The 13,180-nt window shown below is 73.3% G+C and carries 11 protein-coding genes; 1 reads left to right on the forward strand and 10 read right to left on the reverse strand.

The features are described from left to right. Window positions 1-45: 45 nt before the first annotated feature. Window positions 46-408, forward strand: coding sequence for a DUF952 domain-containing protein (locus ACWEPF_RS14175; RefSeq protein WP_345285179.1), 363 nt, complete (start codon window positions 46-48; stop codon window positions 406-408). Window positions 409-572: 164 nt separating this feature from the next. On the opposite strand, the gene ACWEPF_RS14180 is transcribed toward ACWEPF_RS14175, so the two are convergent. The 10 genes from ACWEPF_RS14180 to ACWEPF_RS14225 form a co-directional block, all read right to left on the reverse strand. Beyond that, complete coding sequence (locus ACWEPF_RS14180; RefSeq protein ID WP_345285178.1) at window positions 573-1,553, reverse strand: helix-turn-helix domain-containing protein; 981 nt, start codon at window positions 1,551-1,553, stop codon at window positions 573-575. A gap of 220 nt (window positions 1,554-1,773) precedes the next feature. After that, on the reverse strand, window positions 1,774-3,051 hold the full coding sequence (locus ACWEPF_RS14185) for a pseudouridine synthase (protein WP_452172732.1): 1,278 nt from the start codon (window positions 3,049-3,051) through the stop codon (window positions 1,774-1,776). 54 nt (window positions 3,052-3,105) lie between these two features. Continuing rightward, window positions 3,106-3,741, reverse strand: a complete 636-nt coding sequence (gene scpB / locus ACWEPF_RS14190) for an SMC-Scp complex subunit ScpB (protein WP_452172746.1) — start codon at window positions 3,739-3,741, stop codon at window positions 3,106-3,108. Window positions 3,742-3,962: 221 nt separating this feature from the next. After that, a complete protein-coding gene (locus ACWEPF_RS14195; RefSeq protein ID WP_452172733.1) occupies window positions 3,963-4,805 on the reverse strand; it encodes a segregation and condensation protein A in 843 nt (280 codons plus the stop codon). Window positions 4,806-4,859: 54 nt separating this feature from the next. After that, window positions 4,860-5,294 (reverse strand): hypothetical protein, encoded by a 435-nt coding sequence (locus ACWEPF_RS14200; RefSeq protein WP_345285172.1) that lies wholly within the window; start codon window positions 5,292-5,294, stop codon window positions 4,860-4,862. A gap of 41 nt (window positions 5,295-5,335) precedes the next feature. Next, entirely contained in the window at window positions 5,336-6,430 is a 1,095-nt protein-coding gene (locus ACWEPF_RS14205; protein WP_345285170.1) for a ParA family protein, read from the reverse strand. Window positions 6,431-6,784: 354 nt separating this feature from the next. Then, on the reverse strand, window positions 6,785-7,900 hold the full coding sequence (ald, locus tag ACWEPF_RS14210; protein ID WP_345285169.1) for an alanine dehydrogenase: 1,116 nt from the start codon (window positions 7,898-7,900) through the stop codon (window positions 6,785-6,787). Between the two features lie 241 nt (window positions 7,901-8,141). Continuing rightward, a complete protein-coding gene (locus tag ACWEPF_RS14215) occupies window positions 8,142-10,178 on the reverse strand; it encodes an AAA family ATPase (protein ID WP_452172734.1) in 2,037 nt (678 codons plus the stop codon). Window positions 10,179-10,577: 399 nt separating this feature from the next. After that, complete coding sequence (locus tag ACWEPF_RS14220; RefSeq protein WP_452172735.1) at window positions 10,578-11,219, reverse strand: NUDIX domain-containing protein; 642 nt, start codon at window positions 11,217-11,219, stop codon at window positions 10,578-10,580. A gap of 91 nt (window positions 11,220-11,310) precedes the next feature. Next, entirely contained in the window at window positions 11,311-12,945 is a 1,635-nt protein-coding gene (locus ACWEPF_RS14225; RefSeq protein WP_380149706.1) for a CTP synthase, read from the reverse strand. Between the last annotated feature and the right edge of the window lie 235 nt (window positions 12,946-13,180).

The raw sequence follows: 13,180 nt of genomic DNA on the forward strand, positions 1-13,180 counted from the left end.
ACTCAACTCCGGTGAAATGCCGTCAACTCCGGTAGAACTGGAGGCATGATCTACCATCTCGCACCCCTGGACGACTGGCTGCGCGAACCCGGGCGGCCCTACACCGCCGCCTCCCTGCTCACCGACGGCTTCATCCACTGCTCGGCGGACGAGCCCACCGCCCTCGCCGTGGCCAACGCCTTCTTCCAGGACGCGCGGGACCCCCTGATGGCCCTCCTCATCGAGGAACGCCTGGTCGAACCCATGGTCAAGTGGGAGGCCCCCAACGGCGCCCCTCCCCCGGGCGCCACCCCCGGCACCCTCTTCCCCCACATCTACGGCCGCCTCAACCGCACCGCCGTCATCGGCCTCGAAAAGCTCGAACGCAACGAGAACGGCGTCTGGGCAGCCCTGACCCCGTGGAGCTGAGGAAACTGGCTACACCGGGGGCGCGAGGAACTGCGTGGGTCGGAAGGCGGCCCGCCTGCAACTGAATCACCGTCAGCCAGTTGCACGTGCTGCCGTCCCGCGCGCCCACGCGGCGGAGCCGCGAATCAACAGAGCCCCGCGCCCCCAACGCGTAGCCACTTCCGTCAGAGCCACCCTCGTTCGCGGGCGGCCATGCCTGCCTGGAAGCGGGTGGTCGCGCCGAGCTGCCGCATCAGCGTCTGCAACCGCCGCTGCGTCGTCCGCGCGCTCCACCCCAGCGACCGCGCGATCGACTCGTCCGTGAGCCCCGCCGCCAGCAGCCCCAGCAGCTTGCGCTGGTCCTCCTCCGGCCCCAGCCCGTCGTCACCCTCGCCGATCGCCGCCTGCAGTGGCACCGCCCGCTCCCACTCCGCCTCGAACAGCGCGTCCAGCGCCTGCAGCAGCGCCGACGGGTGGATCACGTACGCCGCGTCGAGCACGGCGTCCCCGACGCTGATCGGGATGATCGCCATCCGGTCGTCGGCCATCATCAGCTTCATCGGGAGCACCGGCCGGACCCGGGCCTCCTCGCCGTCCGCGACCCCGACCAGGATCTCCTTCTCCAGCCGCCCGGGCCAGGCCACCGCCTCCTTGTCGAAGACCGTGCGGAACCGCACCCCGGCCTTGAGCCGCTGCCGCTGCCGCGGCAGGTTGGCCATCGGGTCCTGGATGTACGGCGGGCAGTCGAAGCCGCGGACCTGGTACTGGGCCGTCTCGACCAGGTGCTCCAGCCGCTGGGCGATCGCCTCACCACCCGTCAGGACCTCGACCGAGTGCGCCGGGTCGGTGAACCGGGAGGCCTCCCGGAAGGCGTCCATCAGGCGGTGCATCTCGGCCCGGGCGCTGCGCAGCTGGGCCTCGCGGTGGCCGATCAGGGTGCCGATGGCGACGTCGGGGGCCACCGCGAGGTAGCGCTCCCGGTCGACCGGGGCGCGGGTGACCATGCCCTGGTCGGCCAGCCGGTCGAGGGCCGCGTGGCACTGGTCGAGGGGCAGGCCGCACTGGGCGGCGACCTCCTCGGCCGTCGACTGCGGCGCGATCACCAGGGCCGCGTAGACCTGCCCGTCCGGTCTGCCCAGTCCCAGCACCCCGAATGCGTCCAGCACCTTGCTCCCTCTTTCCCCCACCGGCACCCGTCCGCCACCCCCACCGGTGGCGCGAGTCCGCCATTCGGCGCGCCGCTGTCCGCTGGCCATCCTCCGCCAGGAGCGCTGGGCCTGACAAGCCGTATGCGGTCATACTCACACCGTGCCCGCCGAACGACGGAGGGCCTCCCCGCCGTTCGGCGGGGAGGCCCTCTGAGCTGCCGGTCCTAGCGGACGACCGTCACAGGCCGACCTCGGCCATCAGCTGGCCGACCTCGGGGTTGGTCAGGCGGCGCAGCCAGCCGGACTTCTGGTCGCCGAGCGAGATCGGCCCGAAGTGGGTGCGCACCAGCTTGTCCACCGGGAAGCCGACCTCGGCCATCAGGCGGCGCACGATGTGCTTGCGGCCCTCGTGCAGGGTCACCTCGACCATGTAGTTCTTGCCGAGGTTGGAGATCACCTTGAAGTCGTCGACCCGGGCCCAGCCGTCCTCGAGCTCGACGCCGCGCTTGAGCTGCTGGCCCAGGTCACGCGGGATCGGGCCCTGGATGGCGGCCAGGTAGGTCTTGGTGACGCCGTACTTGGGGTGGGTGAGGCGGTGGGCCAGCTCGCCGTGGTTGGTGAGCAGGATGATGCCCTCGGTCTCGGTGTCCAGGCGGCCGACGTGGAACAGCCGGGTCTCCCGGTTGTTCACGTAGTCGCCCAGGCACTGACGGCCCTCGGGGTCCTCCATGGTCGAGACCACGCCGACCGGCTTGTTCAGCGCGAAGAACAGGTAGGACTGGGTGGCGACGGTCAGGCCGTCCACCTTGATCTCGTCCGTCATAGGGTCGACGCGCTTGCCCTGCTCGGTGACCCGCTGGCCGTTCACCTCGACCCGGCCCTGCTCGATCAGCTCCTCGCAGGCCCGGCGGCTGCCCATGCCGGCCCGCGCCAGCACCTTCTGCAGGCGCTCGCCCTCGGCGCCGACGGTCACGCCCTGCTCGTGCCGGGCCAGCACCGCGTCCTCGATCTTGGCCTGCAGCTCCCGGGAGCGCTGCGGCTGGCGCCGCGGGTCGCCCGGGGCCGGCTGGCCCTCGCGGCGCGGCCGCGGGGCCGGGCTCGGCCGACGCGCCTCGAACTTGCCGCGCCCGGGGGTGGCGTTCGGGCCGCCGCCGTACTCGGGGCGGTCGTACCGGCGCTCCTCGGGACGCAGCGGGCGACGCTCGTCGCGCTGGCCGCTCCGCTCGTCCCGCCGGCCACCGCGGTCGTCGCGACGGTCGTCCCGCCGGTCGCCGCCGTAGCCGCCGCCCGACGAACCGCCGCGCGAGCCGCCGCCGTAGGAGCCGCCACCGCCCGACGAACCGCCGCGCGAGCCGCCGCCGTACGAGGAGCCGCCGCCGCTCCGGCCGCCCCCGTAGGAGCCGCCGCCCGACCCGCCGCGCGGGGCGCCGCCGCTCCGGCCCCCGCCCTGTCCGCCCCGGCCGCCCTGGCTCCCGCCACCGCCGCCACTGTTCCTGCCGTTGCCACTGCTACGCATCAAAATGTCCGTACGTCGTATCCGTCTGGAAGTGCTCGTCGTGCCCGGCCGACCTCACTGCACTTCCCCGCCGTCCGCGCGTGCGGCGGCGACCGCCTCCGCGATCATCGTGCCTTCGAGGGACTCCGCTTCCACGTCGTCGACCTCGGGCAGGAAGGGCGCGAGCTCCGGGAGTTCCTCCAGGCCGCGCAGCCCCATCCGTTCCAGGAAGTAGTTCGTCGTCCGATACAGGATCGCACCTGTTTCGGGCTCGGAGCCGGTCTCTTCCACCAGTCCTCGCTGTACCAGGGTACGCATCACGCCGTCACAGTTCACACCACGGACCGCCGAGACCCGGCTGCGCGACACCGGCTGACGGTAGGCGACCACCGCCAGGGTCTCCAGCGCGGCCTGGGTGAGCCGGGCCTGCTGGCCGTCCAGGACGTACCGGTCGACCGCCGGGGAGCACTCGGCGCGGGTGTAGAAGCGCCAGCCCCCGGCGACGAACCGCAGGTCGAAGCCCCGGCCCTGGGCGGTGTACTCGGCGGCCAGCTCCCGCAGGACGGCGGCCACCTCGGCCCGGGGGCGGCGCAGCACGGAGGCCAGGTGCTGCTCGGTGGCCGGTTCGTCGACCAGCAGCAGCACCGCCTCCAGCTCGGCCCGCAGCCCGGGGCCCCGCTCCTCCTCGGGCGCCGCCTCCTCCTCGGCCACGGCCGTCGCCACCGCTCCGGCCGCGGGCCCGGACGCCGCCTCGGGGACCGTCGCGGGCGCGGGCAGCGCCGCGGGAGCCTCCGCCACGGCCACGGGGGCCTCGTCAGGGGCCTCCGCACCCTCGTAGGCGGACGGCTGCCACTCCTCCGCCCGGATCTGCCCCGGCACGCCCAGCGAGCGCCTGGTGGGCCGTTCCGGCCCCTTGGTCCCGTCCTGCCCGCTCACGGCCGTTCCTTCCCGTCCGGCTCCGGCGGCCGGTCGAACTCGTCGGTGACCTCGATCGCCCGCCCGTCCCCCGCCGTCCAACGGACCGTCAGCTCGCCCAGCGCTTCGGGCTGGTCGAAGTCCACCGCCTTCTCGCGGTAGAGCTCCAGCAGGGCCAGGAAGCGGGCGACCACCACCAGGGTGTCGCCGCCGGCGTCGGCGACCAGCTGCCCGAACCGGGCCTCGCCGAGGGCGGAGAGCAGCTCGACCACCAGGGCCGCCTGCTCGCGGACGCTGACCTGCGGGGTGTGGATGTGGTCGACGTAGACCACGGGCTTGGGCTTGGGGGTCATGGCCCTGGCCGCCAACCGCGCGAAGCCCTCGGGGCCGATGGTGATGACCACCTCGGGCAGCAGGGCGGCGTGCCGGGGCTCCAGGCCGACCGTGCGGGGGCGCCGGTGCAGCTCGGCGGCCCAGCGGTCGGCCAGTACGCCGGCCGCCCGCTTGTAGGCCCGGTACTGCAGCAGCCGGGCGAAGAGCAGGTCCCTGGCCTCCAGCAGGGCCAGGTCCTCCTCGTCCTCCACCTCGGCGGCGGGCAGCAGCCGGGCCGCCTTGAGGTCCAGCAGGGTGGCGGCCACCACCAGGAACTCGGTGGCCGCGTCCAGGTCCCAGTCCGGGCCCATGGCCCGGATGTGCGCCACGAACTCGTCGGTGACCTTGGAGAGCGCCAGCTCGGTGATGTCGAGCTTGTGCTTGGCGATCAGGCCGAGGAGCAGGTCGAACGGGCCCTCGAAGTTGTCCAGCCGCACCTGGAAGCCCGCGCGCGGTCCGGCGGCGTCGGGTCCTGCGGGTGCTGGCATGGGCGGGGTCCGTACGTGTGGTGCGGGCTGAGCGGGGAGCGTGCGGCTCCGAACCTAACGGCCGCGCAGGCGCCGGACCAGGATGCTGGCCTCGCCGCGCTGCTCCAGGTCGGCCAGGACGACCGAGATGGCCTCCCGGACCACCCGGCCGCGGTCCACGGCCAGGCCGTGCTCGCCGCGGAGCACCAGGCGGGCGTGCTCCAGGTCCATCAGCTCCTCGGCGGAGACGTAGACGGTGATCTTCTCGTCGTGCCGCTCCCGCCCGGTCGGGCGGCGGGTGCCGCGGCCCCGGGCGCGGGACCGCCGGGCGGCGTCCGCGGCGGCCTCCCCCTCGGCGTGCTGACGCGGGGTCACCGTGCCCTCGGCCGGGGCCTGCTGGGGCTCCTGCCGGGCCGGCGGGACCTCCGCCGCGCCGCCCTCCTCGGCGGCGGGCCGGGCGGTCTCCGTGCGGGGTGCCTCGGGCCGGTTGAGGGAGGGCGACAGGGCCATCCCTCCGGTGGTCCGGAACAGCTCGTCGGCACCCGGGAGACTCACTCGGCGGGGCGGCACCGGTCGAGCACCTCCCTGGCGAGCTGGCGGTAGGCGGCGGCGCCGACCGAGTTGGTCGCGTAGGTGGTGATCGGCTCGCCGGCCACGGTGGTCTCGGGGAACCTGACGGTCCGTCCGATCACGGTGTGGAAGACGTGGTCGCCGAAGGCCTCGACCACCCGCGCCAGCACCTCACGGCTGTGCACGGTGCGGGAGTCGTACATGGTGGCCAGGATGCCGTCGAGACGCAGGTCGGGGTTGAGCCGCTCGCAGACCTTCTCGATGGTCTCGGTGAGCAGAGCCACACCGCGCAGCGCGAAGAACTCGCACTCCAGCGGGACGATCACGCTGTGCGCGGCGGTCAGCGCGTTCACCGTGAGCAGGCCCAGCGAGGGCTGGCAGTCGATGATGACGTAGTCGTAGTCGGGCAGCAGCGGCTTGAGCGCGCGGGCCAGTGCCGACTCGCGGGCGACCTCGCTGACCAGCTGCACCTCGGCGGCCGACAGGTCGATGTTGGAGGGCAGCAGGTCCATGCCGGGGACGGCGGTCTTCAGCAGCACCTCGTCGGCCGTCAGGCCCCGCTCCATGAGCAGGTTGTAGACGGTGACGTCCAGCTCCATCGGGTTGACGCCGAGGCCGACCGAGAGCGCGCCCTGCGGGTCGAAGTCCACCAGCAGCACCCGGCGGCCGTACTCGGCCAGCGCGGCGCCCAGGTTGATGGTCGACGTGGTCTTGCCGACGCCGCCCTTCTGGTTGCACATGGCGATGATCTGCGCGGGGCCGTGCTCGGCCAGCGGCGCGGGGATCGGGAAGTACGGCAGCGGCCGCCCCGTCGGTCCGACTCGTTCACGGCGCTGGCGGGCTGCGTCGGGGGCCAAGGTGGCGGCGTACTCCGGATCGGGTTCGTACTCGGCGTCCGGGTCCTCGTAGGAGCCGTACGCGAAGTCTCCGTAGGCCAGGCCGTGGGTCGGCAGCAGGTCGGCCTCGTCGGCGGTGACGGGTGCGGTGCTCTGGCGCGCCTCGAAGGTGCGGACGGCGACCGAGTGCTCCGCCAGTCCAGGCTGACCACCCCCGGGAGCAAATGTCGACTCATTCACAAGTCGTCTTACCTCCTTGGGCATCCAGGACTGTTGTCGATTCGTCAGCGTGGCAGCATGCCGACGGTTTGCGACTCTAGGCTGTCCGCGGCGTTCGCAGCAACACAATCCACGGTTGTGGGCCGGATGTGTCGGGCTCCCGACCGCTCACTGTCAAGGCTTGCGCGGCCGTCGGACCCCAACGTTTCTGCGTCGGGTGACGTCGTGCACACAAATTGACACGGTCGCCCGACGGAACGCAAATATCGACAAAGAGAGTTGACGGAGCGTCGGCGGGCTCCTCACGGCGCCGGCGCCGCGCGGGCATGCCGAAGCCCCCGGCCGGAACGGGTCCGACCGGGGGCTGACGGGACGTCAGGCGAGGACGCTCTCCAGCGACACCGACGGCAGGCCGAAGGCCTCGGCCACGGCGGCGTAGGTGATCTGGCCCTCGTGCACGTTCAGGCCCTTGGCCAGCGCCGCGTCACGCTGCAGCGCCTCCTTCCAGCCACGGTTCGCCAGCTCGACCACGTAGGGCAGGGTCGCGTTGGTGAGCGCGTAGGTGGAGGTGTTCGGGACGGCGCCCGGCATGTTGGCCACGCAGTAGAACACCGAGTTGTGGACCTCGAAGGTCGGGTTCGCGTGGGTGGTCGGACGCGAGTCCTCGAAGCAGCCGCCCTGGTCGATCGCGATGTCGACGAGCACGGAGCCCGGCTTCATCCGGGAGACCAGCTCGTTGGTGACCAGCTTCGGGGCCTTGGCGCCCGGGATCAGCACCGCGCCGATGACCAGGTCGGCCTCGAGGACGGCCTTCTCCAGCTCGTAGGCGTTGGAGGCGATGGCCTTGATCTTGTTGCCGAAGATCTTGTCGGCCTCGCGCAGCTTGTTGATGTCGCGGTCCAGCAGGGTCACGTCGTAGCCCATGCCGATCGCGATGGTGGCGGCGTGCCAGCCGGAGACGCCACCGCCGATGACCACGGCCTTGGCCGGGTGGGTGCCGGGGACGCCGCCCGGCAGGGTGCCGCGGCCGCCGGCCGGGCGCATCAGGTGGTACGAGCCGACCTGCGGGGCCAGCCGGCCCGCGACCTCGGACATCGGGGCGAGCAGCGGCAGCGCGCCGTTGGACAGCTGCACGGTCTCGTACGCGATCGCGGTGGTGCCGGAGGCGACCAGGGCGTCCGTGCCGGCCTTGTCGGCGGCCAGGTGCAGGTAGGTGAAGAGGGTCTGGCCCTTGCGGAGGCGGTGGTACTCCTCGGCGATCGGCTCCTTGACCTTCAGCAGCAGGTCGGCGGCGGCCCACACCTCGTCGGCGGTGGGGAGGATGGTGGCGCCGGCGGCCACGTACTCCTCGTTGGAGATCGAGGAGCCGAGACCGGCCTCGTTCTCGATGACGACCTCGTGTCCGTTGCGGACCAGCTCATGCACGCCGGCGGGCGTGATGGCCACGCGGTACTCGTGGTTCTTGACCTCGCGGGGGATGCCGACCTTCACGACTGAACACGTCCCTCTTGCCTGTGGAACCCGGCCGGGGAACACCGGCGGGAGACGCGCACGGCCAGGCCTCCGGAAGACACCGGGGCACGCTGCACTGCGCGACTAAGGTCGAGTGTAATGAAGCCCCAGGCATCCGTCAGCCTTACAAACTGAATAAATCAGCTCGGAGCATTGGCAGATTCGTAGGCTTGCCTGGGCCAGAGCCTCCCAAACAGGGGTAAATGTGATGCTTCGGACATTACTCCGAAGACGGATGGAGGCGCTCGGCTTCGACCAGCTCCCGCAGCCGCTCCAGCGCCGCACCCACCGCCCGCAGGCCCCGTTCGTCGGCCAACCGCCGCAGCACCGCCAGGGCCGCCCGGTACTCCCGCTCGGCCTCCTCGTACCGGCGCTGCGCCAGGTGCGCCTCCGCCATCCGGGCCAGCAGCCGGGCCTCGGCCGGCTGGTCGCCCAGCCCCTGCCGCAGCGCCAGCGCCCGCCCGTACCAGTCGGCGGCGCGCACCGCGTCCCCGAGCGCCCTGCGGCTCTCCGCCACGCCCTCCAGGGCCCGGGCGCAGGCCGGTTCGTCGCCCGCCGTCCGGGCCAGGCCCAGCGCCTGCTGGTACCGCTCGGCGGCGCCCTCCCAGTGGCCCGCGGCCGCCTGGAGGTTCCCCAGGTTGAGCAGCGCGGCCGCCGCCCGGCGCGGCGCCCCGCCGCGCTCGGCAACCCGCAGCACCAGGCCGTGCAGGCGGTACAGGTCGGCCGGGGCCGCCTGGCCGGTCAGCGGCAGCGTGCGCAGCAGCGCGGAGACCAGCCGCCCGGCCGAACCGTCCAGGTCCGCCTGCCCGATCGCGTCCGCCACCGCCGCCAGCAGCCGCCCGCGCTCCTCCGCCAGCCACTGCCGGGCGTGCGCGGCGCCGCGCAGCCGCAGCGGCCCCGGCAGCGGCTCCGGCCCGGGGCCCGCCGCCGGGTCCAGCAGGGCCCGGGCCGACTCCACCAGCCGCACCAGCCGCTCCAGCAGCCGGGCCCGCGCGAGCTGCACCTCCGAGGGCCGGTCCAGCTCCTCGCGCATCCGCGCCAACCGCGGCAGGAAGCGCCCCGGCACCCGGTAGCGCGGCGTGCCGTCGGCGGCCGGCGGCTCCTCCTCCAGCAGCTCACGGTCCGTCAACTTCTGCAGCACGGCGGCCGCCTCGGGCGCCGGGCAGCCCAGCAGCGCCGAAGCGGTGCGCGGGTCCGCCTGCTGCGCGGGGGCCAGCGTGAGCATCCGCAGCATCCGGGCCTGCGGGGCCGGCAGCGCGCGGTACGTCAGCAGGAAGGCGGCGTCCAGCGGATCGCTCTCCGGTACCGGCACCGGCTCCGCCGCGTCCGGATCCAGCACCGGCCGCTCCGCCGCGGGCGCCTTCTCCCCCTTCGGCCCCTCCCCCTTCGACGGGCCGACGCCCTGCGGGCTGCCGGTCGGCTTGGCCGGGGCCCGCTTCCCGCTCCGCTGCTCCTTCTCCCGGCGGCGGCCCTCGGCCGTCAGATCGGTCAGCCCGGCCGCCGCGGCGTCGGTCAGCGCCCGGGTGGCCTCCGTCACGGCCGCCTTGGGCAGGGCCCGCAGCCAGCCCCCCATCAGCCGCAGCGCGGTCGGCCGCGCCGCACAGGCCTCCGCCAGCCGGGCCGCCGCCACCGGGTCGGCCGCCACCCGGTTGCTCCCGGCCAGCGCGCTCAGCAACTCCACCGAGGCCCGTGCCCCGAGCCCGCCGAGGATCACCGGGTCGATCCCCTCGATCCCCGTCAACGGCCCCGCCGTGGTCGCCACCACCAGGGCCAGCGGCGCCTCCGCCAGCAGCGGCCACAGCTGCCCGGCGTCCCGGACGTCGTCCAGCACCAGCAGCGTCCGGCGCCCCGCCACCGCCTCCCGCAGCGCCCGGCAGGCCGGGCCGTCGCCGGCCTCCGCCTCGGCCCGCTCGGGCAGCTCGGCCGGCGGCTCCTTGCCCAGCTGCTCCAACAGCTCCCGCGCCGCCGCCTCGGACGCCACCCGGCGCCCGTCCGGCGCCGACATCCGCGCGAACGCCACCCCGTCCGGGTACTCCGCCGCCACCGAGGCGGCGAACCTGACGGCCAGTGAACTCCGCCCCGACCCCGGCCGCCCCGCCACCACCAGCACCGGGCAGAGCCCCGCCACCACCCCGCCGCGGCCCGCCTCCAACGCCGCCAGCTCGGCCCGCCGCCCCACGAACAGCTCCGGCCCCGACGGCAGCCGGCCCGTCCCCACCTCCGGCCGCACCTCCACCGTCGCCGTCTTCCTCGCCACCCGCGCCACTCCCGACCGTCAGCCGACAGACCCCGGCCGGGCCCTGCGGCGAGCGTAATTCGCCCGCAGGCCCGCACCTGCCCGGACACCAGTACTACGAACCACCGAATCACCCACCCGGCGCAGGCACGCATCGAGCGCCCCGCAGGGGCGCGAGGCAATGCTGATTTGCGGCTCCGCCGCGGGGCGCGCGGGGGAACGGCAGCACGTGCAACCGGCTGACGGCGGTTCAGTTGCCGTTGGGCTGCCTTCCGACTCGCGCAGTTCCTCGCGCCCCCAGGGTCACCACGTGCGTTCGACGCGCCTGGTCGGTCCGCCGTGATACCCCAGTGCGCGACCTGCCAGGGCTCGCCGTCGCGCGCTGGTGACCGCCGCCGACAGGGCCCGCGGGCGGAGACGTCAGACGAACGGCCGCGCCGGCCACGGCGAGTCCGCGGGCCGCAGTGCGTCGACCCCGCCCGTGGTCAGGGCGGCGTGCAGCGCCAGCGTGCCCGCCATCAGCGTCGGGTTGTGCAGCTCACCGGCCAGCACCAGCCGCAGCAGGTCCGCGAGGGGCACCCGCTGGACCTCGATCTCCAGCTCCTCGCCGTGCGCGGCGTAGCGGTCGCCGTCCGCCGCCGACAGGCCGGTCGCCAGGAAGAGCCGCAGCGCCTCGTCCGTGCCGCCCGGCGAGGTGTAGAAGTCGACCAGGACCTTCCACTCCGCCGCCTTGCAGTGGGCCTCCTCGAAGAGCTCCCGCTGGGCGGCGTGCAGCGGGTTCTCCCCCGGCACGTCGAGCAGGCCGGCCGGGAGCTCCCACAGGCGCTGCCGGACCGGGTGCCGGTACTGACGGAGGATCAGCACCCGCTGCTCCTCGTCCACCGCGAGCACCGCCACCGACCCGGGGTGGACCTGGTAGTCGCGCCGGGCGTAGCTGCCGTCCGGCATCAGGACCTCGTCCGTCCGCACCCCGGTGACCCGCCCCCGGAACGGCTCCGAGCTGGACCGCACGGTCCACTCCTCGGCCTCGTCCCGGATCTCCCACTGCTGAGTCTCAGTCATGCCACTCCCCTTCTCGTCACTCAGACATTAACCCACACGCGAACGGCGGCCGTGCGAAACGCACGACCGCCGTCCGTGAACCTCCCGCGAACTACTCCGCGTCGGTCTTGATCTTGATGGCCGCGGCCACCAGACCCGCGAAGAGCGGGTGCGGGCGGGTCGGGCGGGACTTCAGCTCCGGGTGCGCCTGGGTGGCGACCAGGTAGGGGTGGACCTCGCGCGGGTACTCGACGTACTCGACCAGGTCACCCTTCGGGGAGAGGCCGGAGAACTGCAGGCCGGTCTTCTCGAGGTCGGCGCGGTAGGCGTTGTTGACCTCGTAGCGGTGGCGGTGGCGCTCCTCGACGTACTGCTCGCCGCCGTAGACCTCGCGGACGATCGAGCCCTCGGCCAGCTTGGCCGGGTAGAGGCCCAGGCGCATGGTGCCGCCCAGGTCGCCCTTGCCGTCCACGATCGCCAGCTGCTCGGCCATGGTGGAGACGACCGGGTACTTGGCGGCCGCGTCGAACTCGGTGGAGTTGGCGTCCGGCAGGCCGGCCAGGTTCCGCGCCGCCTCGATGACCACGCACTGCAGGCCCAGGCAGAGGCCCAGCAGCGGGATGCGGTTCTCGCGGGCGTAGGTGATGGCCGCGACCTTGCCGTCGACACCGCGGTCGCCGAAGCCACCGGGGATGCAGATCGCGTCCACGTCGCCGAGCTGCTCCTGCGCCCCCTCGGGGGTCAGGCAGTCGTCGCTGGTGACCCACTTGATCTCGACCCGCGCGTTGTTGGCGAAGCCGCCCGCGCGCAGCGCCTCGGTGACCGAGAGGTAGGCGTCCGGGAGGTCGATGTACTTGCCGACCAGCGCCACCTTGACGATGTGCTGGGGCTCGTGGACCCGGCGCAGCAGGTCGTCCCAGGTGGTCCAGTCCACGTCGCGGAACGGCAGGTCCAGGCGGCGCACCACGTACGCGTCCAGGCCCTCGCCGTGCAGCACCTTGGGGATGTCGTAGATCGACTTGGCGTCGATGGCCGCGACCACGGCCTCCTCGTCCACGTCGCACATCAGCGAGATCTTGCGCTTGATGGCCTGCGGGACCTCGCGGTCGGCGCGCAGCACGATCGCGTCCGGCTGGATGCCGATGTTGCGCAGCGCGGCGACGGAGTGCTGGGTCGGCTTGGTCTTCAGCTCGCCCGAGGGGCCGATGTACGGCAGCAGGGAGACGTGCACGAAGAAGACGTTGTCCCGGCCGACCTCGTGGCGGACCTGGCGGACGGCCTCCAGGAAGGGCAGCGACTCGATGTCGCCGACGGTGCCGCCGACCTCGGTGATCACCACGTCGACGTCCTCGGTCGCCATCCGGCGGATCCGGGACTTGATCTCGTTGGTGATGTGCGGGATGACCTGGACGGTGTCGCCCAGGTACTCGCCGCGGCGCTCCTTGGCGATGACCGTCGAGTACACCTGACCGGTGGTGACGTTCGCCGAGCCGTGCAGGTTGGTGTCGAGGAAGCGCTCGTAGTGACCGATGTCGAGGTCGGTCTCGGCGCCGTCGTCGGTGACGAAGACCTCACCGTGCTGGAACGGGTTCATGGTGCCCGGGTCCACGTTGAGGTACGGGTCGAGCTTCTGCATCGTCACGCGCAGGCCGCGTGCCTTGAGCAGGGCACCGAGGCTGGAGGCGGTGAGGCCCTTGCCGAGCGACGAGGCGACACCCCCGGTGACGAAGAGGTGCTTGGTCGTCACGGCGCGGCCGTTCGCTGCCTTGCCGGAATGGGGCTGTGCCAAGAGGGGGCTCCCGTGGGTCGCGTGTCGAGGTGTAACGCCGGTGGAGCGGCCACCGGGGGAGCCGGCTCACGACGAGGAGTTCGCACTCGGCCGGGAGCCTCTCGGCTGCTCCGGCGGGGTCGTCGGGGTCGGCGGTTCCGGGGCGTCTGCCCACCAGTCCACGGGATACCAGGGTATCAGCGGGCCGGACCTG

The sequence above is a fragment of the Kitasatospora sp. NPDC004289 genome (assembly GCF_053602875.1).

Excerpts from the sequence above, each read along its gene's own strand:
- ACWEPF_RS14195 (WP_452172733.1), bottom strand. The coding sequence starts at position 4,805 with ATGCCAGCACCCGCAGGACCCGACGCCGCCGGACCGCGCGCGGGCTTC.
- ACWEPF_RS14220 (WP_452172735.1), bottom strand. The coding sequence starts at position 11,219 with ATGACTGAGACTCAGCAGTGGGAGATCCGGGACGAGGCCGAGGAGTGG.
- ACWEPF_RS14175 (WP_345285179.1), top strand. The coding sequence starts at position 46 with ATGATCTACCATCTCGCACCCCTGGACGACTGGCTGCGCGAACCCGGG.
- ACWEPF_RS14200 (WP_345285172.1), bottom strand. The coding sequence starts at position 5,294 with ATGGCCCTGTCGCCCTCCCTCAACCGGCCCGAGGCACCCCGCACGGAG.
- ACWEPF_RS14185 (WP_452172732.1), bottom strand. The coding sequence starts at position 3,051 with ATGCGTAGCAGTGGCAACGGCAGGAACAGTGGCGGCGGTGGCGGGAGC.